The organism is Acinetobacter sp. SCLZS86 (assembly GCF_021560715.1).
GTDB classification, from domain to species: domain Bacteria; phylum Pseudomonadota; class Gammaproteobacteria; order Pseudomonadales; family Moraxellaceae; genus Acinetobacter; species Acinetobacter towneri_A.
In genome coordinates, this window is the sequence record NZ_CP090864.1 from 46,867 (window position 1) to 72,521 (window position 25,655).

General features: G+C 39.4%; 23 protein-coding genes. 16 read left to right on the forward strand and 7 right to left on the reverse strand.

The window, feature by feature from the left end; genetic code table 11:
• Positions 1 to 147: 147 nt before the first annotated feature.
• Positions 148 to 762, reverse strand: a complete 615-nt coding sequence (locus LZP46_RS00190; RefSeq protein ID WP_236094305.1) for a TetR/AcrR family transcriptional regulator — start codon at positions 760 to 762, stop codon at positions 148 to 150.
• 459 nt (positions 763 to 1,221) lie between these two features.
• Between LZP46_RS00190 and LZP46_RS00195 the strand changes: the two genes are divergently transcribed.
• The 4 genes from LZP46_RS00195 (at position 1,222) to dnaJ (ending at position 7,256) form a co-directional block, all read left to right on the forward strand.
• Entirely contained in the window at positions 1,222 to 2,361 is a 1,140-nt protein-coding gene (locus LZP46_RS00195; protein WP_236094306.1) for an efflux RND transporter periplasmic adaptor subunit, read from the forward strand.
• A gap of 3 nt (positions 2,362 to 2,364) precedes the next feature.
• Positions 2,365 to 5,499, forward strand: a complete 3,135-nt coding sequence (locus LZP46_RS00200; protein ID WP_236094307.1) for an efflux RND transporter permease subunit — start codon at positions 2,365 to 2,367, stop codon at positions 5,497 to 5,499.
• A 135-nt stretch (positions 5,500 to 5,634) separates the two neighbouring features.
• Complete coding sequence (locus LZP46_RS00205; RefSeq protein WP_236094308.1) at positions 5,635 to 6,012, forward strand: hypothetical protein; 378 nt, start codon at positions 5,635 to 5,637, stop codon at positions 6,010 to 6,012.
• A 128-nt stretch (positions 6,013 to 6,140) separates the two neighbouring features.
• Positions 6,141 to 7,256 carry a molecular chaperone DnaJ gene (dnaJ, locus tag LZP46_RS00210; RefSeq protein WP_236094309.1) on the forward strand — a complete coding sequence of 372 codons (1,116 nt, stop codon included), beginning with the start codon at positions 6,141 to 6,143 and terminating at the stop codon, positions 7,254 to 7,256.
• Positions 7,257 to 7,350: 94 nt separating this feature from the next.
• Here dnaJ and LZP46_RS00215 read toward each other — a convergent pair whose 3' ends face one another.
• On the reverse strand, positions 7,351 to 7,638 hold the full coding sequence (locus LZP46_RS00215) for a hypothetical protein (protein WP_236094310.1): 288 nt from the start codon (positions 7,636 to 7,638) through the stop codon (positions 7,351 to 7,353).
• Between the two features lie 282 nt (positions 7,639 to 7,920).
• Between LZP46_RS00215 and dapB the strand changes: the two genes are divergently transcribed.
• Positions 7,921 to 8,742, forward strand: coding sequence for a 4-hydroxy-tetrahydrodipicolinate reductase (gene dapB / locus LZP46_RS00220; RefSeq protein WP_178318997.1), 822 nt, complete (start codon positions 7,921 to 7,923; stop codon positions 8,740 to 8,742).
• A 132-nt stretch (positions 8,743 to 8,874) separates the two neighbouring features.
• Positions 8,875 to 9,519, forward strand: a complete 645-nt coding sequence (locus tag LZP46_RS00225) for an START domain-containing protein (protein ID WP_236094311.1) — start codon at positions 8,875 to 8,877, stop codon at positions 9,517 to 9,519.
• Between the two features lie 91 nt (positions 9,520 to 9,610).
• On the opposite strand, the gene LZP46_RS00230 is transcribed toward LZP46_RS00225, so the two are convergent.
• The 5 genes from LZP46_RS00230 to LZP46_RS00250 all read right to left on the reverse strand — a co-directional run bounded on the left by LZP46_RS00230 (position 9,611) and on the right by LZP46_RS00250 (position 15,639).
• Entirely contained in the window at positions 9,611 to 11,065 is a 1,455-nt protein-coding gene (locus LZP46_RS00230; RefSeq protein ID WP_236094312.1) for a capsule assembly Wzi family protein, read from the reverse strand.
• Between the two features lie 175 nt (positions 11,066 to 11,240).
• Positions 11,241 to 11,615, reverse strand: coding sequence for an endonuclease domain-containing protein (locus LZP46_RS00235; protein ID WP_136143550.1), 375 nt, complete (start codon positions 11,613 to 11,615; stop codon positions 11,241 to 11,243).
• Positions 11,616 to 11,923: 308 nt separating this feature from the next.
• On the reverse strand, positions 11,924 to 14,122 hold the full coding sequence (locus LZP46_RS00240; RefSeq protein WP_236094313.1) for a polysaccharide biosynthesis tyrosine autokinase: 2,199 nt from the start codon (positions 14,120 to 14,122) through the stop codon (positions 11,924 to 11,926).
• Positions 14,123 to 14,141: 19 nt separating this feature from the next.
• Complete coding sequence (locus LZP46_RS00245; RefSeq protein WP_004680161.1) at positions 14,142 to 14,570, reverse strand: low molecular weight protein-tyrosine-phosphatase; 429 nt, start codon at positions 14,568 to 14,570, stop codon at positions 14,142 to 14,144.
• A 1-nt stretch (position 14,571) separates the two neighbouring features.
• A complete protein-coding gene (locus LZP46_RS00250; protein ID WP_374706593.1) occupies positions 14,572 to 15,639 on the reverse strand; it encodes a polysaccharide biosynthesis/export family protein in 1,068 nt (355 codons plus the stop codon).
• Between the two features lie 343 nt (positions 15,640 to 15,982).
• On the opposite strand from LZP46_RS00250, the gene tviB reads away from it, so the two are divergent.
• The 10 genes from tviB (at position 15,983) to LZP46_RS00300 (ending at position 25,651) form a co-directional block, all read left to right on the forward strand.
• Positions 15,983 to 17,260 carry a Vi polysaccharide biosynthesis UDP-N-acetylglucosamine C-6 dehydrogenase TviB gene (gene tviB, locus LZP46_RS00255; protein ID WP_236094315.1) on the forward strand — a complete coding sequence of 426 codons (1,278 nt, stop codon included), beginning with the start codon at positions 15,983 to 15,985 and terminating at the stop codon, positions 17,258 to 17,260.
• A 12-nt stretch (positions 17,261 to 17,272) separates the two neighbouring features.
• Positions 17,273 to 18,331, forward strand: a complete 1,059-nt coding sequence (gene rfbB, locus LZP46_RS00260) for a dTDP-glucose 4,6-dehydratase (protein ID WP_178318991.1) — start codon at positions 17,273 to 17,275, stop codon at positions 18,329 to 18,331.
• A complete protein-coding gene (rfbA, locus tag LZP46_RS00265) occupies positions 18,331 to 19,209 on the forward strand; it encodes a glucose-1-phosphate thymidylyltransferase RfbA (RefSeq protein ID WP_178318990.1) in 879 nt (292 codons plus the stop codon). Before rfbB ends, rfbA begins: the two co-directional genes overlap by 1 nt.
• A gap of 2 nt (positions 19,210 to 19,211) precedes the next feature.
• Entirely contained in the window at positions 19,212 to 19,622 is a 411-nt protein-coding gene (locus LZP46_RS00270) for a sugar 3,4-ketoisomerase (RefSeq protein ID WP_178318989.1), read from the forward strand.
• A complete protein-coding gene (locus tag LZP46_RS00275) occupies positions 19,610 to 20,059 on the forward strand; it encodes a GNAT family N-acetyltransferase (RefSeq protein ID WP_178318988.1) in 450 nt (149 codons plus the stop codon). Before LZP46_RS00270 ends, LZP46_RS00275 begins: the two co-directional genes overlap by 13 nt.
• 136 nt (positions 20,060 to 20,195) lie before the next feature.
• Entirely contained in the window at positions 20,196 to 21,125 is a 930-nt protein-coding gene (locus tag LZP46_RS00280; RefSeq protein WP_178318987.1) for a hypothetical protein, read from the forward strand.
• Positions 21,118 to 22,233: a DegT/DnrJ/EryC1/StrS family aminotransferase gene (locus LZP46_RS00285; protein WP_178318986.1), complete on the forward strand. Its 1,116-nt coding sequence runs from the start codon at positions 21,118 to 21,120 to the stop codon at positions 22,231 to 22,233. The genes LZP46_RS00280 and LZP46_RS00285 overlap by 8 nt, the downstream gene beginning before the upstream one ends.
• A gap of 5 nt (positions 22,234 to 22,238) precedes the next feature.
• On the forward strand, positions 22,239 to 23,495 hold the full coding sequence (locus LZP46_RS00290; RefSeq protein ID WP_178318985.1) for an O-antigen translocase: 1,257 nt from the start codon (positions 22,239 to 22,241) through the stop codon (positions 23,493 to 23,495).
• 1 nt (position 23,496) lies between these two features.
• A complete protein-coding gene (locus tag LZP46_RS00295) occupies positions 23,497 to 24,423 on the forward strand; it encodes a glycosyltransferase family 2 protein (protein ID WP_236094316.1) in 927 nt (308 codons plus the stop codon).
• Positions 24,424 to 24,694: 271 nt separating this feature from the next.
• Entirely contained in the window at positions 24,695 to 25,651 is a 957-nt protein-coding gene (locus LZP46_RS00300; protein ID WP_178318984.1) for a hypothetical protein, read from the forward strand.
• The last annotated feature ends 4 nt before the right edge of the window (positions 25,652 to 25,655 follow it).

The window sequence follows — 25,655 nt, forward strand, 5'->3', positions numbered from 1 at the left end:
GCATGGAATTTGCGCATCTGAAGTTATAGAGCCAAGCGGCAGTATTTAGGAGAGGAATACAGGGCGGAGATATGAGTCAGTTGATCATTCGTATATGTGTAAGGTGAGAGTTAGATTTCGCATGATGAGGCTGCAAAATTAGCTTGCTCAGCCATAACGCAGCATAAAAATACCAATCGCATCTTCAATAATCTTTTGAGATTGTGCAGCATCGGGCACGGCACGTACACCGAGTAAAACTTCGTGGTGACGTAAACCATGCAGTAAGGAAACTATCAATTCAGTTTGTGTTTTAGGTTCATCGGCCTGAATAAACTGCAATTCTGCTGCTTGACGAAAGAAGCTTTCCCACATCGCGCGAAGTTTGGCATGTGAGGCATTGTAAAACTGCAATGCCAACGGATTTTGCTCCGAGGCCAGCTCCATCAGCAAGTGCTCTAATTTAATCGCTTCAGGCATATTGACCAAGTTCAAGGACAGTTCACAGGCTTGGTATAAAGCCTGCTTAAAATTGCGATGTGCAGTCAAGTCCAAAGGCTGTGCTTTGAGCAGACTTTCACAGGTTTCTTCAATGGCACAGGAAAATAAGGTGGCTTTGTCTTGAAAGTGATTATACACCGTTAATTTGGTCACGCCTGCTTCACGTGCAATCTGATTCATACTCGAACCATGAAAGCCCAACTTTAAAAACAAGTGTTTTGCCGACATTAAAATACGTTGGCGTTTTTCTAAATCTTTGGGTCGTCCGACATGAATCTGCACATGCTCCTCCTAATTTGCATCAGTACAACTAGAAAATGACGCTTCAGTTTTAATTAATGTACCTAGTGGTATATTAATTAAAAAATAATCAATTTAATATAGGGGTTTGCACGCACTTCATAAATGGCTTGCGCTGTAGGCTAAAACTGAGCAGATCAGGCATGAAACGCAGGGAATAGCGAGACTATTACCAAGTTTCATAAAGCAATCTGAGAAAGTTTTAGCCACATGAGCAAGAACAAAGTGCTGCTTTGTTTGCTGCGCAAGGGGGTGAGCATTTTTTTTACTGCTATTACGTTATGAGTCAGTTACTTAGAATGACTAAGTTTCCTGCCTCATGCCTTATATCAGCTAAAAAACCTTGCGAGATATATCTCTCATGTCGCAAACATAGACGAAGTGTCAGCAAACCCTACCGTATTCTGCCCTAATAAAAACGTTTAAATAAGAGCAAACCTGATGAATACGACTCAGAATCTCATTGGTAGCCTGATGCTGCTGTGCTGTATCACCCTAATGGGATGCAGCAAGCAAAAAACCGCGGTTGAACAGGAAGTCCCTTTGGTGATGGTGACTCAGCCTAGCAGTTTACATCTTGAGCAAAAAAGCTATGCAGGCGAGGTACAAGCACGTCAGCAAACTGCTTTAGCATTTCGGGTAGCAGGGCAAGTTACACAGCGTTTTGCCGATGTGGGAGATCAGGTTAAGGTTGGGCAAGTCTTAGCAAAACTGGATGTGCAAGATGCAGCATTACAGCTCAATGCCGCACGAGCGCAACTCGAAAGTGCGCAATCTGCTGCAAAAGTTGCCAGTGATGAATTGCAGCGTTTTCAGCAATTGTTACCCATGAATGCAGTCAGCCGCTCGCAATATGATGCAGTCAAAAACCAGTATCAACATGCCATGGCGCAGTTGAAACAGGCGCAGTCCAATTATGCGGTTAGTAGTAATCAAACCGACTATAACCAGTTACGGGCCACAAAAAATGGCGTGATTACTGAACGCAATATTGAAGTTGGGCAGGTTTTAGCGGCAGGGCAGGTCGCTTATCAATTGGCGATTGATGGAGAACGTCAAGTCGTGATTGGGGTGCCTGAACAAGCAGTTGCTGATATTCGGGTCGGGCAAGAGGCAACGGTCAGTTTATGGTCACAGCCTGATAGCCGTTTTACAGGTAAGGTTCGTGAAATTTCCCCTGCGGCAGATCAGTCGCGTACTTTTAAAGTCAAAGTGGCTTTACGCGAAGGCAATGCACAGATTCAATTGGGGCAAAGTGCGCGGGTATTTCTGACTCGCCAAGCCAATCAGGGTTTATATGTACCTTTATCTAGCGTATCGGCAACGGGGCAACAAGCTTTTGTTTTGGTTTTACAGCCAGATTCAACCGTTCGCCAAATTCCCGTTACCTTGGGCGCTTATGGACGGGACAGCGTGCCTGTACTCAGTGGCTTGCAGCCGCAAGATTATGTGGTGATGGGTGGGGTACATTTACTGCGTGATCGACAAAAAATCCGCCCAATTAACCGTGACAATCAAGCTGTACAGGCGGTCAATCCAACCGCTCAGGCAGCTCCTGCTGCTACACAGACGGAGCGTTAAAATATGAATTTTAACTTATCCGAATGGGCGCTGAAAAATAAAGGTCTAGTGGTCTACTTGATGTTGCTGTTGGGTATTGTCGGGATTTTTTCCTATTCCAAATTGGCACAAAGTGAAGATCCGCCATTTACCTTTAAAGTGATGGTGGTTCAAACCTATTGGCCAGGAGCGAGTGCCAAAGAGGTATCCTTACAAGTCACTGACCGTATTGAAAAAGAATTGATGAGCACGGGCGATTATGAACGCATCATGGCCTATTCGCGTCCGGGCGAGTCCATGGTGACTTTTATTGCCAAAGATTCCATGCGTTCCAGCCAAATTCCAGATGTCTGGTATAAGGTGCGTAAAAAGGTCAATGACATTCGCCATGAATTGCCACAAGGGGTACAAGGCCCATTTTTTAATGATGAATTTGGCGACACTTTTGGTAATATTTATGTGCTGACAGGCGCAGACTATGATTACGCCACCCTCAAAGAATATGCCGACCGTTTGCAGCTACAATTGCAGCGGGTCAAAGATGTGGCCAAAGTCAATTTGGTCGGTTTGCAAGACCAAAAAATCTGGATTGAGTTGTCTAATACCAAAGCTGCACAACTCGGCATTCCTGTTAGCGCGATTCAGCAAGCCTTACAACAACAAAACAGCATGGCAAGCGCAGGTTTTTTTGAAACCAATTCAGACCGTATTCAGGTCCGTGTCAGCGGTGCATTGAACAGTGTTGATGAGCTGAAACAAATGCCGCTGTTGGTGAATGGCACCACCATTCAACTGGGCGATGTTGCCGAGGTCTATCGTGGGTTTAGCGAACCTGCCCAACCACGTATGCGCTTTATGGGCGAAAACGGCATTGGCATTGCGGTGTCGATGCGTAAAGGCGGAGATATTTTGGCTTTGGGGAAAAATCTGGAAACAGAATTTGCCCGTTTGCAAAAAACTTTGCCTTTAGGCATGCAACTGCAAAAAGTTTCTGATCAACCTGTAGCGGTAAAACACAGCGTCAATGAATTTATGAAAGTCTTGGCTGAGGCGGTGATTATCGTGCTTTTGGTCAGCTTCTTTTCATTGGGTTTTCGTACTGGCTTGGTGGTGGCATTTTCCATTCCACTGGTTTTGGCGATGACTTTTGCAGGTATGCATTTGTTTGATGTCGGTCTGCACAAAATTTCACTCGGTGCGCTTATTCTAGCGCTCGGATTATTGGTGGATGACGCCATTATCGCCATTGAAATGATGGCAATTAAGATGGAGCAAGGCTATAGTCGCTTGCAAGCGGCAGGTCATGCGTGGCGAACGACTGCTTTTCCTATGCTGACTGGAACATTGATTACCGCAGCAGGTTTTTTACCCATTGCCACAGCAGCCTCAAGTACAGGGGAATATACCCGTTCAATTTTCCAAGTGGTGACCATTGCTTTGGTGGTGTCCTGGTTTGCTGCCGTGCTATTCGTGCCTTATCTTGGCGATAAATTATTGCCAGATTTTCAGCGTCATGCACAGCGAGCGCCGTGGTATCAACGTCTTTTGGCGCGTTTAGGCAAACAAGCTGAGCCGCAGCCTGTGGTACAGCCAACAGGTGAATTACACGACCCTTATCAAACCCGCTTTTATCAAGTGTTTCGAGGTTGGGTCAATAGCTGTGTACGCTATCGTAAAACCGTCATTGCAGCGACCGTGGCCATTTTTGTCCTATCCATTGCCATGTTTAAATTGGTACCGCAGCAATTCTTTCCGCCTTCCAATCGGGCAGAAATTTTAGTCGATTTAAAACTTGAAGAGGGTGCATCCTTAACAGCCACAGAAGCAGCCGTTAAAAAAGTTGAAAAGTTTTTAGCACAACAACAAGGTATCGACAATTATGTGGCCTATGTCGGCACAGGTTCACCGCGTTTCTATTTGCCCTTAGATCAGCAATTGCCGCAGGCCAGTTTTGCCCAATTTGTGGTGTTGGCATCGTCCTTAGAAGACCGCAATGAAATTCGTCGTAATTTATCAGAGCAAATTCGCTTGTTATTGCCAGAGGTGCGTACTCGGGTGTCGTTATTGGAAAATGGTCCGCCTGTGGGTTATCCATTGCAATTTCGCGTGTCAGGCGAAGACTTGGCACAAGTACGTCAATGGGCGCAGCAAGTCGCAGCCACTATCAGTGCCAACCCAAACAGCACCAATGTGCATTTAGATTGGGGTGAGCCGAGCAAAGTCATTCAATTGCAGATTGATCAAGACCGTGCCCGTCAAATGGGAGTGTCGAGTCTAGATTTGGCTAACTTCCTCAATAGCTCTATCAGTGGCGCCGCAATCAACCAGTATCGTGAAAAACGTGAACTGATTGAAATTCGTTTACGTGGCGATCAAACCGAGCGACTAGATGTCGCATCTTTAAGCAGCTTGGCCATACCTACTTCACGTGGAACATCGGTGCCGTTGGCGCAAATCGCACAAATTGAATATCGTTTTGAAGAAGGTTTAATTTGGCATCGTAACCGCTTGCCGACCATTACCGTACGTGGCGATATTCGTAGCAATCTGCAACCTGCAACGGTGGTAGCCGAATTATCTGAGCCGATGGCAGCCTTGCGTGAAAAATTGCCAAATGGCTATTTAATTGAAGTGGGCGGTACAGTTGAAGAGTCGGCACGTGGGCAAAAGTCAGTCAATGCAGGCATGCCAGTTTTCCTTGCAGTGGTGATGACCTTGTTAATGATTCAGCTGCGTAGCATGTCTCGTGCGTTCATTGTATTTTTGACTGCGCCGCTTGGCATTATTGGTGTGGTATTGTTCCTGTTGCTGTTTAACAAACCCTTTGGTTTTGTGGCGATGCTTGGCACGATTGCCTTATCGGGCATGATCATGCGCAATTCCTTGATTTTAATTGATCAGATTGAGCAGGATATTCGGGCAGGAGAGTCGCAGTGGGATGCGATTATTAACGCCACGGTACGCCGTTGTCGTCCAATTGTCCTTACAGCATTAGCGGCTGTTTTGGCGATGATTCCACTTTCTCGCAGTATTTTCTTTGGCCCGATGGCTGTGGCGATTATGGGCGGATTAATTGTGGCGACCTTATTAACTCTGTTCTTTTTACCTGCGTTATACGCCCAGTGGTTTAAAGTGAAAAAAAATCCACATAATCTGTAAAAGTGACATAATAACGGGTGCGAAACTTGGAAAATTTCAATATAGTAGCACCTTATATTTTTCAGCCTTTGCATACGTTACAGCATGCGCCAGATTAAAAAATAAAGCATGGCACAGATGGGGTTTAATCACATTATGAAGCAAGATAACTTGTTAAAGTTGCGCCGTTCGGTTGCGATCTCTTACGTGTTTATGTTTTTTGCTTTATTTACTGTGGTGAGCGGCGCGTTAGCTTATTGGTATGCGCGTAAAGTGATTCTGGTCGATAGCACTGAAGTCTGGTTACAGGCGCAGGCTTTATGGGTCATGCGCAATGTGCTGATTTACAGTGTATTGGCACTGTTTGCTGCATTGTGGTTTATTCCATTGGCTTTCTTTCCCTGGGATGCTTTTTTATGGGTCAAAGCTTGCACCGTGGCAGGTGTCGTCTTTGCCGTGATTGCCTTCTTGTTTTTAATCAATGCTTGGATTAAAGGGCTATCCAAATTTTTGAAAAATAAAGCCGTATTCTAAGGAATTTTCGCGTGTATTCAGCAGGCAGCTAAAATTTTTAGCAGTCTACCCTTGTAAAACTCAGTTTTACCCCAATTTCACACATCAGTTCAGTTTTAATTAGAATTCCGTGAGGAGCATCGCCAGACATGGCTAAACGTGATTATTATGAGGTTTTGGGTGTCGCTAAAACCGCTAGTGATGATGAAATAAAAAAAGCCTACCGTAAGTTGGCGATGAAATATCATCCTGACCGCAACCCAGACAATCCTGAAGCCGAAGAGAAATTTAAAGAAGCTGCGGAAGCTTATGAAGTTTTATCGGACAGCGAAAAACGCAGCATGTATGATCGTATGGGGCATCAAGCCTTTGAAGGTGGTATGGGCGGTGGTGCTGGCGGCTTCGGTGGTTTTAGTGCAGAAGACATTTTCAGCCAGTTCGGTGATATTTTCGGTGGTGCATTCGGTGGCGGTGGGCGTGGTCAGCAACGTCAACGCCGTGGTTCAGACTTACGCTATGTGATGGAACTCACGCTTGAAGAAGCAGTAAAAGGCGTCAAGAAAACCATCACCTTTACAGCACCTGCGCCTTGTGACGCTTGTGATGGTAAAGGCTCAGAAAATCCAAATGATGTTGAAACTTGTCCAACCTGTCATGGTGCGGGTCAAGTACGCATACAACAAGGGTTCTTCTCGGTACAGCAAACCTGTAGTACCTGTCGTGGTCAGGGCAAAATCATCAAGAATCCATGTAAAAAATGTCATGGTTCGGGGGTGTCAGACCGTCAACAAACTCTTGAAGTGACCATTCCTGCAGGGGTGGACAATGGCGACCGCGTACGCTTAACGGGTAAAGGTGAAGCGATTCGTGATGGTCAATCAGGAGATTTATACGTAGAAGTAGTGGTGCGCGAGCATGAAATCTTCCAGCGTGATGGTGCCGACCTATATATGGATGTACCTGTCAGTATTGCCGATGCTGCTTTAGGTAAGGAAATTGAAATTCCGACTCTAGATGGTCGCGTGAGCCTGAAAGTGCCTGAGGGAACACAGACGGGTAAATTATTCCGTTTGCGTGGTAAAGGGGTAAAACCTGTGCGTAGCAGTATGCAAGGCGATTTGCTCTGCCGTATTGTGGTGGAAACACCTGTGAATTTAACTGCACGTCAGCGTGAACTGTTAAAAGAATTACAGACGACGATGGAAGGTGAGGGCAGTCAGTCATCACCAAAGAAGAAGTCTTTCTTTGATCGTTTGTTTGATTAAGGAAACTTAGATTAGGTATGTCGAAGCACAACCTGATCTAAACTCAAAAATAAAGGCGATCTTGAAGATCGCCTTTGTTGTATCTGCTGCACGCTTATTCGACTTCAGGTACATCAATCTCTAAAACATCAACCATTTCAGTCGTTGCTGTTTCAACGGCAGTTTGTGGCTGAGCGGTTGCAACAACCCCATGTTCCGTTGGTGCTGTTTGTTCTAGTTCAGGTGTATCAACTTCAACAGCAAGTGGTTCTTGTAGTGTCACGCTAATACGGACTTTAGACAGGCTTTCCAGCGTATCCCCTTCTTGAAGTGCAGGCTCTGCAAATACGGATGTTGTGCTCATGCCTAACAATAATGCCAATACAATGTTCTTCGAATGCATGTAAATCCCCTTTAATTTGTGCAGTTGTTATCATTCGTGCAGGCTAGTCTGCGCATACAAGTTTGCAAATTTGTGAAATAAAAATAAAAGATGAGCATTTTCAGATAAATTTTTAGCATCGCTTTGATAAAAGTTTGCCAGTGGCATTTAAAGTGACCTTTAGCATACTGTCACAGTTGCTTTCCGATAAAAATAAACCCAGAAACTTGGCTGACAAACTTAGTCTAGGCAGCGAGTTTTGATATAGTAAGCACAATTTAGAATCTATTTTAGGAATATGCTATGTCAGCAACTCCACGCATTGGTGTATTAGGCGCAGGCGGCCGTATGGGACGCATCTTAATTCAAGCCGTTCAAGAAGCAGGCTACCAGTTGGCAGCCGCAGTAGAACGTCCAGAAAGCAGTCTCTTGGGGACAGATGCAGGAGAGTTGGCAGGTGTAGGTACACTCGGTGTGAAAGTCGTGGGCAGCCTAGAACAGGTATTAGCTGATTGTGATGTCGTAATCGACTTTACCGCACCCGCCGCCACAGCACAGCACTTAAAGCTTTGTCGTGAAGCAGGCGTGGCGATTGTGATTGGCACCACAGGCATGAATGATGAACAAAAAGCACTCTTAGAAGAATCGGCTCAACAGACCCCAGTGGTGTATGCCGCCAACTATTCAGTTGGGGTAAACGTATCCATTAAACTGCTGGAATTGGCAGCGAAAGTCTTTGGTGATAGTGTAGATATTGAAGTGATTGAAGCGCATCATCGTCATAAAGTCGATGCACCATCAGGCACGGCATTAATGATGGGTGAAGCCATTGCAGCAACCTTAGGTCGTGATTTAAAACAAGACGCTGTTTACTGCCGTGAAGGACACACAGGACCACGTGAACGGAAGAGCATTGGTTTCCAAACCATTCGCGGTGGCGATATTGTGGGCGAGCATACTGCGATGTTTATTGCCGATGGCGAGCGTGTGGAAATTACCCACAAAGCCACCAACCGCATGAATTTTGCTGCAGGTGCCGTGCGTGCTGCAGCGTGGGTGGTGGGACGCGAAGCGCGTAAATACGACATGAAAGATGTGCTAGGCTTTAACGATATTCAAGTTTAAAAACTGCGCAGGAATCCGAAATAGATAAAAACTACTTGAACAATTTTCAATCTACCGCTAAAACTAGGGTCTGATGCCATGGATGATGAAGCATCAGACCCCATTTAAAACTAAAATAAGATGCAAAATAAAATGAAAAAAACTCTGCTGATGCTTGGGTTAAGCAGCTGTATTTGTGTGGCCTCTGCACAAAATATTGAACATGCCAAACTGAGTATACATAAAAACAATATTAAAGTCTGGACCTTTCAACAACAGTCTAGCCCTGTGTTTTTGTATAAGGCCGAAACCACCTTCAATGTACCTTTAGAAAAAGCTGCTGCGTTAATTTTAGATGTTGATCATGCCGTGAAATGGGTGCCTTATGTTGGCAGTGTCAAAGTCCTGTCACGTGATGACCAAAAAGGTGAGTTCTTGCTGTATATGGTGCTGGATTTTCCTTTTCCACTAAAAGATCGTGATTTGGTGGTCAAAGGTAAAATGACTAAAGATGCGCAAGGTATGGTTAGTATTCAAAATAAAGCCATTGAGGGCGGCTATCCCTTGAGCCCAGATTATGTGCGTATTCAGGATTACGAAGGCGACTGGACCTTTCAGAAACTGGGTAATCACAAAGTCAAAGTCAGTACCTATGGCTATGCCAACCCTGAAGGCTCGATTCCTTTAAGTTTTGTGAATATGTTTGTGCAGCAGCAACCGTATCAAATGCTGCAAAAAATGAAAATTGAATTAAGCAAAAGCGGTAGTTATAAGGCATTGCCTGAAATTTTGCGTTAAATAATTGAGTTGCGCTGAATTTTTAATCTCAAAAAATGGATGAAATCGGTGTCGATCTCATCCACGAAGTATTTCGGTCTAGCGGGTAGACTTAATATGAAAAAAGCCCTTTTTCTAAAGGAAATTCAATGCCAATCGATGCACCACCATCATTGCCATGGACATCTGAATCGCTAATCCAGCCATTCAGTTTAAGTGGAATATCTGGGCGTAAATAGTGTGTCCAAGTCAAATCCAAAGCTTTTAACTGATCTTTTTCTGGGAAAGCTTGGTTGGTTTCACCTCTCGCACGTCGATTAGCCGCCTGATCAAATTTGGCAAACAGCATACGTGCATTGACTCGGTTTAGGCGGTCTAGACGGATATCACCACCGACTGAAATCATTTGTCCATCACCGCCAATAGCATGCGCTAAAGGATAGCCATGTTGGTAGAAACCATCAGTATAGGTGCTGTGATTATAAGTGATACCTTGTCCCTTACCGTTGGTACGGGTGTCAGCCCATTCGGTATAGAGTTGGAAAGGCATATTCTGATAGCTTGATGAATAGTCTACCCCAGCCAAATACATTTTTTTTGAAGGTAAGCCGCCTGCTTCATCTTCACCAGCATATTGTGCATAAACACCCATTGGCACTTGTAGCAATGGCTGTAGGTTTAAGCGTGCATCAAAGCCCGCCACTTGGTTAGATGGGTTAGGAGTATCTCCATACACATTATCTTTACCAATCACCGCATCCCAGAATGAGTCAAAACTTTCTGGACGATTTTCACCCCCCCATTGAAAGGCACGTGAAGCCCCCAATTCCAAATAAGGTAGCGGTTGTGCAGTGACACGTAACCCAATCAATTTGGCATCGGGTACAGCATCATAATCCTGCAACTGACCTGCAAAGGCCTGATATTGCCATGGACCAATCCATGACAACCATTTGTTGCTGAAAGCTTGTTGTTCAGCACGTTGCATAGTTACGCCGTAAACTGGGCGGCTAGCATCGCCACGAATTAAACTGCCGTCATGGGCAGGCCCCCAGTAGGTTGGAATTTGCCCTCCAATGAGCCATTGATTCCAAAGTTTGGCTGCAATATAGGAACCTTCAACATTGACATCTTGATCGTTATCAATTTGTGGGTCTTTTTCTGCATTGACCCGAATTTTAGCATCCCAGTGTTGATTGCCTGCATTGAGTTCCAAGCCTGCCTGATATTGCGCTTTTTGTTGGTCGCCAAAGGCTTGTGGAATATTTTTTTGATCTGTTTCTGCAAAAAGCGAGGCTTTGAGCAGTTTGTTATTGGTATTTAAATGTGCCACCACTGCATCTATGACTTTTTGTTGATTGTTGTTGCTGACTTTGGCTTGAGAAAGTACACGTTGAATTTCATCACCACTCATAGGCCAAGTTGACGTACTAATTTGAATCACGCCTTGCTGATTTAGCCAGTTTAAATCGGTACGTAAGTTTTGGTCATTTAAGACAATGCCTTGGGCAAAGGTGAAGGAGGAGCTTAATGCCAGTGTCGCCAGCAGCGCTTTGGGTGCAAACATGCTTATATATACTCAGCGTTTATAAACTGTAAACAAGATAGGTTTTTGAGTGGATTTTTGCAATGTGAATTGTTGAGTATTGTTGTAAATTTCAACAGAAAACTCTTTTGTAAAAGGTGGTGGCTAGCACAAGTAAGGGCTTTGTAATGAATGTTCCTCCCTTTTTAAAGGGAGGCTAGGAGGGATTATCAGCGTGTTGACTTAAAATCACATTTTCAATCGTTTGGACGACTGCATCGAGTTCATGCAAAATTTGTAAATTGTTAAATCTTAACACCGTTAAATTTAACTGTGTTAAAGCCTGATCACGTAATAAATCATACTTTAAGCCTTTTTCGTTCAAATGTTGGCTGCCATCGCATTCAATAATTAAACTTGCCGCAGGACAGTAAAAATCTACAATAAAATTCAGAATAGGCTTTTGCCGGTAAAACTGTAAGCCCAAGAGTTGTTTTTGACGCAGTCGTAACCAGAGTTTTTGTTCTGCTTCGGTCATATTGTTTCTTAACTGTCGTGCGTTATATTTTAAATTTTTGTTATAGGGTTGCATGGTTTTTTATTCTTTGTTTTAAAAAGTGGTTTATTTTTAATTAGCTTTCTTGTGACATACATAGCTCATCTTTTTAGATTTTTTTAATCCCCCTCCATCCCCCTTTTTCAAAGGGGGAAGCTAGCACGAGCATATAGCTCACCTTTTTCAAAGGGGAGGCTAGCACAAGCAGAGGCTTTGTAATGAAACATTCCTCCCTTTTTTAAAGGGAGGTTAGGAGGGATTTTAACGTTGGTGGCTTTTGCCTTATAGCTCATCTTTGACAGTGGAGGAAGCCTAGCACCAGCAAAAAGGTTAGATTGAATAAATCAATCTTCATCCTTATTAGCTTTATAGGCATAAGCATAGTTATAACCATAACTGCCACCCGCTTCACGTTGAATATCATTCAAAATAAAGCCGTTTACTTTAACGCCAGCTTGTTCAAAGCGGTTGACAGTCATTTCAAGCTCTTTCATTTGCGTCTTGGCATAACGTGCCACAACCAAATTCACACCCGCATATTGTGAAATAATAATCCCATCGGTGACCGCAAGAACTGGCGGGGTATCAATCAGAATATGGTCAAACTGACTCGACAAGTGCGTTAGCATATCTGCAAATTTTTGCGTACTTAACAATTCTGACGGATTAGCAGGGCTTTTGCCGCGACTGATGATGCTTAAATTTTCAACTTCAGTACTGCGTACAATATTGCCTAACTCGTGTTGACCATTCAGGTATTCGGTTAAGCCAGGCTTAGGGTCGTAATTAAAATATTTGTGCATATAACCGCGACGTAAATCGGCATCAATCAATAATACGCGCTTATCACTTTGCGCCAAAATGGTGGCTAGGTTGGTTGAAATAAACGATTTACCCAACTCTGGTGCAGGGCCAGAAATCATAATGATATTGTTTTTGGCACTGCTTAAAGCAAAGTGAATAGCAGTACGCATGCTGCGCAGGCTTTCAATGGCAATATCATCACTGTGTTTCACCGCAAGAATAGGAATATTCTTTTTCTTTTTCAGAATGTTAATACGGCTTTCTTGCACAGGTGAATGCGGTACAGTGGCATAAACAGGTAAATCAAGCTCATTTTCAATTTGATTCGAGTCTTTAATACCTGAGCGCAACATATTACGCAGTAAGGCTAATAATGTGCCCAAGAAGCCACCTACAAAAATAGCAAGTACTAATGTGATGAGCTTTTTAGGTTTAATTGGTTTTACAGGTTCAATTGCAGTATCAATAATGCGGACATTACCAATTTCACCTGCTTTGGCAATTTTGAGTTGTTGGTAGCTATTCAATAACGCGGTGTATAACTCAGTATTTACCTTAACATCGCGGTACAGTTGTAAGTACAGTCGCTGGGTTTCAGGTAAACGCTTAATGGATTGAGTCATTTCTGAAGTTTTTTTGTTAATTTCAGAAAGTTGAGCGTTAATTGCTGACATTAATGGGTGGTCAGGCGTATATTTTGAAGAGAGTTCTGCTTGTTGCTGTTGTAGTTGGATTTTTAATTTTTCTAGCTCAACATTCTGCTTTAGCATTAACTCCGCTTCTTGTGTTACATCAATTGTGTTGTATTGTTCTCGGAAACGGTTAAATTTAATTTCAGAGTCTTCGAGTTGTTGTTTTAACTCAGGCAGTTGCTTTTCAAGGAAGCTCAATGTTTGAGCCGATTCCAGTGATTTACGTTCAATATTTTGTGCTTGGTAAATATTTAAGATGTGGTTAAGTACTTGTGTGATATGTTCTTTATCTTCACCATTGTAGTTAAGACCAATCACACCAGAGTTTTTACCTCTTTCCGCTACACCGTAATCTTTTTTAATCCATTGTACGGCTGAAGGCATAGATAATTTAGTGACTGAAAAATCATGCGATATAGGGTTTTTCGCATAAATTTGAATTTTCCATAAACCTTTCTGATCTAGGCTTTGATTGATCGCATTTAATTTTCCTTTAAATACAACATCTTTTTTATAAGACAGGCTAAACTCTTGTCCATTGATAAAGTTTAATGTGAGCTTTTTATCTAGATAAAAATTAGGCACATCAAAAGATTGAATAACAAATACATTTTTTTTATCTTGCCAAGTCACAACATTATTTTTATAGATAACTTTACTTTGAACTGTGTTGAGCAAACGATGCGTCAGGCTATTTTGTTCATCGGTGATGCGAATATCTAGCTTTAAGTCTTGTATGGTTTGTCCGAGTACTTTGCGCGAGTTTAAGATTTCAATTTCCGCATCTGCAGCTGACTTTCCACCCACTCCTCCAGGTAGTGCGCTTCCTAAATCCCCTAAAAGAGCTGCCGCACCAGCACCTTTAGCGTCCTCAACCTGAATCATAGCATCCGTTGAGTAGACATTTGGCGTTACTTTTAAGTAAAGGAGAGCGAAAACGAGGCTAAGGAGTGTACATAGAGCAATGAGCTTCCATTGCGACAGCAAAGAAAAGAATAATTCTTTTAAGTCAATGGTATCGTCTTGAGGTGTGCTATTCGAATTCATGAAATAAAACTGCTAAAAATTAAAAATGGGATTGCCAGTCAGAAACGTATTTTTGAATGTTGCGACAAGTTTCATCAAAAAAAGCTTGATCATGTTGATAAGGATCGGGCACATTTTGATTTTGCCAATGCCCCAAACGAAAAACCTTTCCTTTGGCAAAAGACCAAGTTTGCTCAAGATGTTTTTTTTGATTATTACTCATGACTAAAATTAAATCTGATTTTTTAATCATTTCAGCAGTAATTTGTCTGGCAATGTGTGGACGCATATCAATATTCAGTTGATCCATACAGTGTATAGCTTTTGCATCTGCCGAATGCCCGGACATTGCAGAGAGACCTGCAGACTCAATATTTAAATTGGGATGATTGTTTTTTAGAAAATATTCAGCCATTGGACTACGACATATATTTCCAATGCATACAACTAAAACATTTTGAATTTGCATGCTATTTACCTAACTGGTCAAATGTGTAAAGTGCACTCGAGAAAGGCACAATTTGATTCATGATACGTTGCCAGCGTGTAAGCCCCGTTGCATCGATATATACAATATCATTTTTTTGCATCTGAAATTGATTGGCTAAAGCCAAATTGCCTAAGCTGCTTAAGTTCAAATGATAAATTGTAGAGGTTTTAGTGCTTAAATCTGTGCGCATCACAAAAATACGTGCAGCACTTGCAGAATAAGGGTTAACACCTTCACTTTCACCCAATACATCACTTAAGGTCATGCCTTGATCACGTAAAGTAAGTGCTTGGCTTTTATTTGACTCACCCATAACGTATAACTTTTGATTTTGTTTTGCATTTACAAAAATTGTGTCATTGGGTTGAATAAGTAAGTTGTGCAAAGACAACCCTTGCTTTTCTAATTCTACAGCATTTAAGTGATAGGTTTGCCCTTGTCGGATCAGTTGAATATTGGTGTTATCACCTGTTTCAGTATTTACGCCACCTGCTTGTCCCAAAGCTGTATAAATACTGATAGGTTGGTCATTCAATGTGTACTGACCACTACGCATGACTTGACCATTTACAAAATAGCGGCGTCCTTCATAAGAAAGAACTCGCACAACTACATCTGGGTGTTTTAAGTAGCGCGAAAATTGTGAGCGTAAATATTGGTTGGTTTCAGCCAGTGTTTTGCCAGCAACTTTGACTTGTCCAAGTAGAGGTAAGTATACATTGCCATTTGGGTCAATAGGATAGCCAGCTGCTTTGATATTACTAATATCTTGGATAGGTGGTGTTATCTCAGGGTAAGCCCAAAGCTGAATTGAAAGTACATCACCTGCAGTTAAACGGTAAATGTGTTGCTTATTGTTAAATAAATGATAGGTAGAATTTGCACTCTGAATATTATTGAGCAAGTGGCTAGGTAAATTGTCCTGTGTTAGCTGAACGACCGTTAGTTGGGCGCCTTGGTCTGTTTGGTACGCACCTTGTGTAGGTAGGTCATAGGTTTGTAAGCCAGAGGTCACAGCACAGCCAGTGGCGGCAATGCCACATGCCATTAAAACAGCCAGTTGAAAGTGTCGCACGCGAGATTCCATTTTTAATTTATTAAAATATTTAAATCAATTCCGACCATTTTACCGAACTTGTCAAATAGGTACATAGCAATTTGTAATCATTTTGCAGATTCTGTCAAATTCCTTGCGAAAAAAATGATAAAAATCGCAAATTGTGAATTTAATCTAAATTAAAAAAGTTGAATAGTCACAAAAACTATACACTGATGCATCTTTCAACTAATTTGAGCACAAATCATAATAGAAATTTCATAAATTTCTGCTAGTATTCCTGCCGAAAGATTCATTCTTCATAAAATACAGATATAAATTTAAAGGCGCTCAAATGCTACAGCTTTCAGACCTAAAAATTGCCATTATTGGTTTAGGCTATGTCGGGTTACCTCTAGCGGTTGAATTCGGTAAGCAGTTGCCTGTGGTGGGTTTTGATATTCAGCAAAAACGCATACAAGAATTACAAAGTGGGCATGATCATACCTTAGAAGTGTCGTCAGAAGAACTTAAACAAGCGACGCAATTGACTTATTCTGCCAATTTAGATGACTTAAATAGCTGCAATTTTTTGATTGTGACTGTCCCAACCCCAATTGATGAGTTTAAACAACCTGATTTGACCCCGCTCATTAAAGCCTCTACCAGTATTGGGAAGGTACTTAAAAAAGGCGATGTGGTGGTGTATGAGTCTACCGTGTACCCCGGTGCTACCGAAGAAGCTTGTATTCCAGTTTTGGAACAAGTGTCTGGATTAAAATTCAATCAGGATTTTTTTGCAGGCTATAGCCCAGAACGGATTAACCCAGGCGATAAGCTACACCGTGTGACCAATATTTTAAAAGTGACTTCGGGCTCTACCCCACAAGTTGCAGACTTTGTCGACGCAGTCTATCAACTGATTGTGACTGCAGGTACACATAAAGCACCGAGTATAAAAGTGGCTGAAGCAGCTAAGGTCATTGAAAATACCCAACGTGATGTGAACATTGCTTTAATTAATGAATTGGCGGTTATCTTTAATAAGTTAGGTATTGATACCGAAGCGGTTTTACAGGCTGCAGGAACCAAGTGGAATTTTCTACCTTTCCGTCCAGGTTTAGTCGGTGGGCACTGTATTGGGGTAGACCCGTATTATTTAACCCATAAAGCCCAATCTTTAGGCTTGCATCCAGAAATTATTTTAGCGGCACGTCGTTTAAATGACCGTATGGGTGAATATGTTGCAACACAATTGATTAAAGAGATGGTGAAGCAACGTATACAAGTGGTTGGCTCAAAAATTTTAGTGATGGGCTTAAGTTTTAAAGAGAACTGTCCTGATATTCGCAATACTAAAATTGTAGATATGGTTAAAGCTTTAAAAGAATATGATTTAGATTTAGATATTTATGACCCGTGGGTGGATCCGTTAGACGCAGCAAAGGAATATGGTATAGACCCTGTTGCTAGTTTGGCGAACGCTAAATATGATGCCATTGTTTTAGCAGTTGCGCATGATCAATTTAAGCAGATGTCTATAGATAAGTTTAAAGCAGTGGCAAAAGAAAAATATGTTTTATACGATTTAAAATATATTTTAAATCATACAGATGTAGATATTCGCTTATAACAAAAGGAAATTATGAAAATTTTAGTGACTGGCGGTGCAGGATTTATTGGTTCAGCTGTCATCCGCCATATTATTCAAAACACCAATAACCAAGTTCTGAATATAGATAAATTGACTTATGCGGGTAATTTAGAGTCGTTAAAAGAAATTGATCAACACTCGAACTATGAGTTCAAACAAATTGATATTTGTGATACAGAACAAATTGCAGCTGCAATAGATGCATTTCAACCTCATGCAATTATGCATTTGGCTGCAGAGTCGCATGTAGACCGCTCAATTGATGGTCCTGCAGCATTTATTCAAACTAATATTGTGGGAACTTATACTTTATTAGAGGCCGCTCGAAAATATTGGATGGGTCTTAACCCAGAAGCACAACAAAACTTTCGCTTTCATCATATTTCAACGGATGAAGTTTATGGCGACTTAGAAGGTACGACTGATCTGTTTACAGAAACAACTTCATACGCGCCAAGTTCTCCATATTCTGCCTCTAAGGCCAGTTCAGATCATTTAGTCCGTGCTTGGCACAGAACTTATGGTCTACCTGTCATTGTGACCAACTGCTCAAATAATTATGGACCTTACCATTTCCCAGAAAAACTAATTCCATTGGTGATTCTAAACGCACTGGATGCTAAACCTTTACCTGTATATGGGGATGGTCAGCAAATTCGGGATTGGTTATTTGTAGAAGATCATGCACGTGCTTTATATAAAGTGGTAACCGAAGGTGTAGTGGGTGAAACCTACAATATTGGTGGTCATAACGAAAAGCAGAATATAGAAGTGGTTAAAACCATTTGTAAAATTTTGGATGAGTTAAAGCCACAAGCCAATGGTCAAACTTATGAATCACTGATTACATTTGTAAAAGACCGCCCTGGTCATGACTTACGCTATGCGATTGATGCCACAAAAATTCAAAATGAATTAGGTTGGACGCCTGCAGAAACTTTTGAAACTGGAATCCGTAAAACGGTAGAGTGGTATTTAAATAACTTAGACTGGTGCCATCGAGTGCAAGATGGCAGTTACCAACGCGAAAGATTGGGTGTAAATTCATAATGTCAAATACAACAAAAGGTATTATTTTAGCAGGCGGTTCAGGTACACGTTTATATCCGATTACCAAAGGGGTATCTAAGCAATTGTTGCCTATTTATGACAAGCCAATGGTGTATTACCCGCTTTCAGTATTAATGCTTGCAGGTATTCGAGAAGTACTCATTATTAGTACTCCTGAAGATATTGATGGTTTTAAACGTTTATTAGGTGATGGCGCTCAATTTGGAATTCAGCTTGAATATGCCGTCCAACCTAGCCCTGATGGTTTGGCACAAGCATTTATTATTGGTGAAAGCTTTATTGGGGACAGTAATGTTTGCTTAGTGCTTGGCGACAATATTTTTTATGGTCAAGGCTTCACACCTATGCTTCGACAGGCGGTTACCCGTCAAAAAGGTGCAACGGTATTTGGTTATCAGGTGAAAGATCCTGAGCGTTTTGGTGTGGTCGAATTTGATGAACAAAAACGTGCCATTTCATTAGAAGAAAAACCAAAGCAGCCTAAATCTCACTTTGCAGTTACAGGTTTGTATTTTTATGACAATAATGTGATTCAAATTGCGAAACAAGTGAAGCCTTCTGAGCGTGGAGAATTAGAAATTACCACAGTTAATCAGATGTATTTAGAGCGTGGTGATTTAAATGTAGAATTGCTTGGACGTGGTTTTGCCTGGTTGGATACAGGCACACATGCAAGTTTACTTGAGGCAGCGCAGTTTGTAGAGACTATTGAAAAACGTCAGGGCTATAAAGTGGCGTGTTTAGAAGAAATTGCCTTGAATAATGGTTGGCTGAGTAAAGAACAGGTTTTAGAAATTGGTCAGAGCATGAGTAAAAATGATTATGGTCAATATCTCATTTCTTTGGTGAGTGAATAAATATGAACCTTATAGAGTGGGTTGAATTACCTGATTTAGGTGATCACCGTGGTAGCCTTGTTGTTGCTGAAGCTAATAAGAATATCCCATTCAATATTCAAAGGCTTTATTATATTTTTGGCGCTCAGCCTGATGTTCCACGTGGATTTCATGCACATAGACAACTACAACAAATTGCTTTTTGTATTCAAGGAAGTTGTAAAATGTTGATGGATAGTGGTAAGGAAAAGCAAGAGGTTGTATTGTGCAAGCCGAATCAAGGTTTAAAAATACCACCTATGGTATGGCATGAAATGCATAATTTTTCAGAAGATTGTGTTTTGCTTGTGTTGGCAAGTGAGCATTATGATGAAAGCGACTATATTCGTGATTATGATGTTTTCTTAAAAGAGATTCAGAAATGCTATCGTTAGTTGAATACACCGAAGAATTTTTAGAGTTATCTTGGTTGTGGCTGAGTGACCCTGAGATTAAAGAGCTAACTATGACTCCAGACTTTACAAAGAAAGAGCAGTTGAATTTTTTTAAAAATATTAAATCCAGAAGTGGATATTTTATTTATGGAGTTTCGATTGATGGAGTCAAAGTTGGAGCGTGTGGTTTAAAAAATATCTCTGCTAATGAAGGAGAGTATTGGGGCTACATTGGAGATAAAAAATACTGGGGGTATGGTCATGGTAAAGAAATTATCAATCTCTGTATTCAAAAAGCAAAAGATTTAGGATTAAAAAAAATTAATTTAAAAGTTGCTGTATCCAATGAAAGAGCCATTCGTCTATATCGTAAATATGGTTTCTCAGAAACAGGTATAGAAGATAAGTGCGTTGTAATGAGGCTTGATACTTTATGATAGAAAACAACTTTGCCACAGCATGCAATGATATTGATGAAAACCTATTTAAAGATAGCTACATGCTGTATCGTAAATATGGTTTCTCAGAAACAGGTATAGAAGATAAGTGCGTTGTAATGAGGCTTGATACTTTATGATAGAAAACAACTTTGCCACAGCATGCAATGATATTGATGAAAACCTATTTGAAGATAGCTACATGCTGTTCTCTTCTAAAGATTTCACTAAATTTAATTTGAGTAAATGTGAATATGTTTATGTTCACAGGTATGGTAAACTACATATGTTCTTTGGGAAAGTGGGTGACGGTTTGCTGGCACCATTCAGTGCGCCATTTTCCTTTTGTAGAATGTCAACAAGTAATGTTAAATATTCTGAATATCTAGGCTTGTTGCAAAACCTAAAAGAAAAACTAAAGTTATCAGAGTTAAGATATGCAAAGTTTGTTTTGCCTCCTTTTTTTTATGATATGTCATCGGTAACTAAATTTTCCTTTGCGCTCCAAGATTCAGGTTCCAGAATTCAGAGTAGGGATATAAACTCTCACTTTGATCTCCTTAATTTTGATGAGGAGAGCTTGTTTTCATCTGCAAAAAAAGCAATAAGAAGCGCACGAAAGAATATGTTTGTTTTTTCAGAAGCTTTAAGTTTATCCGAAAAAAAAACTGTTTATGATGTAATTGCTGAGAACAGAGCGTCAAAAGGTTATCCTCTTCGTATGTGTTGGGATCAAGTGATAAGAACAGCGGAAGGACCAGCAAAAGCAAGATTCTTCTTGGTCAAAAAAAATGATAACCCTGTCGCATCAGCAATTGTGTTTGATGTAACAAAGAAAGTAGCTCAAGTAATATACTGGGGTGCAACAGGTGATGGTGAAAGATATAAAGCAATGTATTATTTACCATTTGAGCTCGTAAAAGTATACAGGGATCTAGGCTATGAGTATCTAGATATTGGACCTTCTAGTGAAGACGGTGTTGTTTCTTCTGGGTTGAATGACTATAAGCAGTCCATTGGCTGTATTAATAGTGTAAAAGAAACATGGGTTTTGCTAAATGATTGAATTCTTAAACTTAAAAGCTGCCAATAGAGAATATCGCCAAGAACTGATTGAAGCAGCTACCCGTGTCATCGACTCAGGGTGGTATATTCAAGGTACTGAACTGAAGGCATTTGAGTCAGAGTTTGCAGCTTATTGTGGCACCAAGCATTGTATTGGCGTGGCCAATGGCCTTGATGCACTGATTCTCACCCTGCGCGCATGGAAAGAATTAGGTAAACTTAAAGATGGAGATGAAGTTATTGTTCCATCGAATACCTATATCGCCAGTATTCTCGCTATCACAGCAAATAACTTGACGCCAGTTTTAGTTGAGCCAAATATTTCTACCTACAATATTGATCCTATAAAAATAAAAGAAGCAATAACGGCTAAAACCAAAGTGATTTTACCTGTCCATTTGTATGGGCAATTGGCAGAAATGCCAGAAATTATGCAAATTGCTGAACAACACAATTTATTGGTTTTAGAAGACTCCGCACAAAGTCATGGGGCACAAATACAAGGTAAAAAAGCAGGAAACTGGGGCGATGCTTCAGGTTTTAGTTTTTATCCTGGAAAAAATTTAGGTGCACTAGGTGATGCAGGAGCAGTCACGACCAATGATGCAGAATTAGCGACCATGTTAAAAGCATTGCGTAACTATGGCTCGCATGAAAAGTATAAAAATTTAGTACCAGGCGTAAATAGCCGTTTAGATGAAATTCAAGCGGCGATGTTAGATGTTAAGCTCAAATACTTAGAGGAAGAAACTCAGCATAGACGTCACATTGCAGGCTTATATTTAAATGGAATCAAAAATCCTCTAATTCAACTCCCATTGAAGGAAGTTAATGCAGAAACCTATACTCAACATGTTTGGCATTTATTTGTAATTTGTACAAAGCATCGTGAAGCTTTACAAAAGTATCTATTAAATCATGGTGTTCAAACATTAATCCATTATCCAATTCCACCACATAAACAACAAGCGTATAAAGAATGGAATAATTTAAGTTATCCTATTTCTGAGCAGATACATACTGAAGTACTAAGTTTACCTATGGGGTCGACACTGTCTGCAGTAGATGCAGAAAGAATTATCACTTTATGTAATCAATTTCAAGCTTAAAAGTAATGAATCTGTTAAAGACGAGCGCATTAAACGGGGTGGCTGTTTTAATTAAAATAGCTACAATGTTTATTTTGAATAAAATTTTAGCTGTATATGTTGGTCCTGCAGGCTATGCCGCAATTGGGCAGTTTCAAAACTTTATACAAATGGTCACAACTTTTGCAGGAAGCGCGATTAATACAGCAGTAATAAAATATACTGCTGAATATCATGAGGATGAAACTAAGCAAAGAGCAATTTGGAAAGCTGCAGGCAGTTCAGTTCTTATTTTTAGTTTATTTTTTTCAATAATTATTCTAATTTATCAAAAACAGTTGTCAATTTATATTTTTCAAACTGTTGAATATCAATCTGTTTTTGCGTGGTTTGCGGTTTTTTTAGTTTTATTTAACTTAAATGCACTTTTTTTAGCAATTTTGAATGGGAAAAAGGAAATTTTAAAGTTGGTCACTGCAAATATTGCAGGTAGTGTACTGTCTTTATTAGTAACGAGTGTTTTAGCTGTTCAATATCATTTATATGGTGCTCTAGTTGCATTATCCATTTATCAATCTCTTGCTTTTTTTGTAACGCTGTTTTTATGCTATAAAGCCAATTGGTTCAAAATTTCATATTTATTTGGACGAATCGAGCCACAAATTGCTAAGAATTTTGCGGCTTTTGCGGTTATGGCACTTGTTGGTGCAATTTGTGTGCCGTTGTCTCAAATGGTAATCCGTTCTTATTTATCTCAAGAGTTTGGTTTAAATTACGCAGGCTATTGGGAAGCGATGATTCGCTTAAGTGCAGCATATTTGATGTTGGTTACCACTACATTGGGGGTATATTATTTACCTAGATTGGCCGAACTGACACATTTGGATGAAATAAAAAAAGAAGTGTATTCAGGTTATAAGTTTATTTTTCCTTTGGCGGTCGTTGGTGGTTTGAGTGTCTATTTATTACGTGATTGGATTATTGCACTGTTGTTTAGTCAAGCATTTATGCCTATGCGAGATTTGTTTTTATGGCAAATGATAGGCGATTCGCTTAAAATAGGCAGCTGGATTTTGGCTTATCTTATGTTAGCTAAGGCAATGACAAAGCTGTTTGTCACTACAGAAATACTATTTGCTTTGTCCTCTGTAGGATTGACTTATTTATTTACTAAGCTCTTCGGTTTTGAAGGTGTTTCAATTGCTCATTTAGTAAATTATGCTTTGTATTGGCTGGTTATGAGCTATTTTATATTTGGGACTTTAGAGAGTCAAAGAGGTTAAATTGAATCAGAGTAATCAGCCATTGGTTTCAGTGGTTATTCCTTGTTATAACCATGAAAGCTTTGTACAAGATAGTATTCAAAGTGTAATTAATCAAACTTATCAAAATATCGAGCTAATTATTATCGACGATGGTTCAAAGGATGGTTCGGTAGAAAAGATAAAAGAAATGATCCCAGCTTGCCAAGAAAGGTTTATTCGGTTTGAATTCCGACATAGATCGAATAAAGGATTGAGCGCAACATTAAATGAGGCATTGGAGTGGTGTGAGGGGATATATTTTTCTCCTTTAGCTTCGGATGATTATTATCATAAAGATAAGATTTTTTTTCAAGCTAATTACTTACAAAATAATAATGATAAAAAATTTTGTATAACAAAGTCTTTTGTTGTAGATGATTTGAATAACGTATTGAATGATCAAACATTACGGTATAATTTAGGTTTAAATGAGAACATACAATTTAATGATGTTTTTACATTTAAAGTACATTTACCAGTAACTGGATTATATAATTTGAAAATCTTGCGAGATGAGCTAAGGGGGTTTGATGAAAGTATAACAGCAGAAGATTATGATCTTTATTTGCGACTGTTAGAATTTTATAATGTGGGGATTTTAGATTGTAAGTTGTATTATTATCGCTCTCCTTCCGCAATAGGAGGGGAGAGAAGTAGACCAGTAATGCGCTTAGATGTGTCTAACTCTCATCGAGTAACTATTGAAAAGTTTAAACACCATAAATTATATAATGAAGCTATTTTATGTTGGAATTATAGGCGATTTATATACTTTTCTTCTTATAGTAAAACGAAGAAGTATGCTGTTAAAGGTGGTTTTAAATCACTAAGTAAGTTTGATATATACTATTTTAAGGCAATATTTAGGATTGTTTTTTACTGGAAAAAATATTATGGTAAACTTTAAGTATTTAAATAATTTTTTTCTATATGTTTTTGCTTTTTTATTTATTTTTAATCCAACCATTTTTTTTGATTTTAATTTAATATACATTCTTTTTGTTGTGTCATTAATCTATCTTTTGTTTAATTTTAATAAGCTAGTTTTTTTTATATCAAATAAAAGGGTATTTATTCTAATCTCTTATATTTTTTTTATGATTTTTTATTGTTTAATTTTGTATTTCTTATTTAATGAGGATGCTTTGTATAGGGCATATACCCTGCTTTTGTTACTAATGGCTTTGCTAATTTCTTTTACTATTGTGTGTGTTTATAAAAAAACCTATGGATTTGATTTTAATTTATTTATTAAGTTTTTAATAAATATTGGTGTTATTCAAATTGTAATTGTAATATTCACAATTATTTCCCCAGAGTTAAGAGAGTTTATTTTAAGTGCGGCAAGACAAGAAGATACTATGTTATTAGATATTGCTAATAATGAAGTTGGGGTTCGTTCGTTTGGTTTATCACAGAACTATACATCAAGTCTACCTATGTTAATGGGTGTTTATACTATATTTACTCTTTATTACTTTTTTTATGAAAAAAAAATAAATATAAAGTTATATTACTTGATTTTAACTGTTGGGTTCGGTTTGAGTGTTGTTTTAAATGCTAGAATTGGTGCGATTCCAATAGTATTATCTTTTTTAATTTTTTATTTAAGTTTAATTTTTCAATTTTATAAAATAAATAAATTTTACTTTTTTGTTTTTGCAACCTTTTTTATCAGTATTTTATTTTATTTCTTAAACGGTTATATGGGTAGTGAACTTTTGAGACGTTTTAATGTTGGTATGGAAGAGGTGTTATTGTTATTAAATGGGGAAATAAGCGGTACTTTTTTAGCTTTAAAAGATATGTTAGTTTTTCCAAGCACTACAATAAACTTTTTATTTGGTCAAGGGTATGAAACTTTAGGTAAGAACTCTCTTTCATCTGATATAGGATTTGTTCGCGATATATTTATGTTCGGTCTAGTCGGTGTTGTATTCCAGATTTTTGTTTTTTTATATGTTTTCAATAATAAGTTATTGAAATTAAATAAGCTGATTTATATTTTATTAGTTTTGTCATTGCTTGCTTATTATTTCAAAGGTCTTATTTTTTCTGCAAATGAGCTTCATAATTTTTTATTGCTGCTGCTCTCATTTGTAATTATGAGAAGCTATTTTTTTAGGAACACTTGATTTT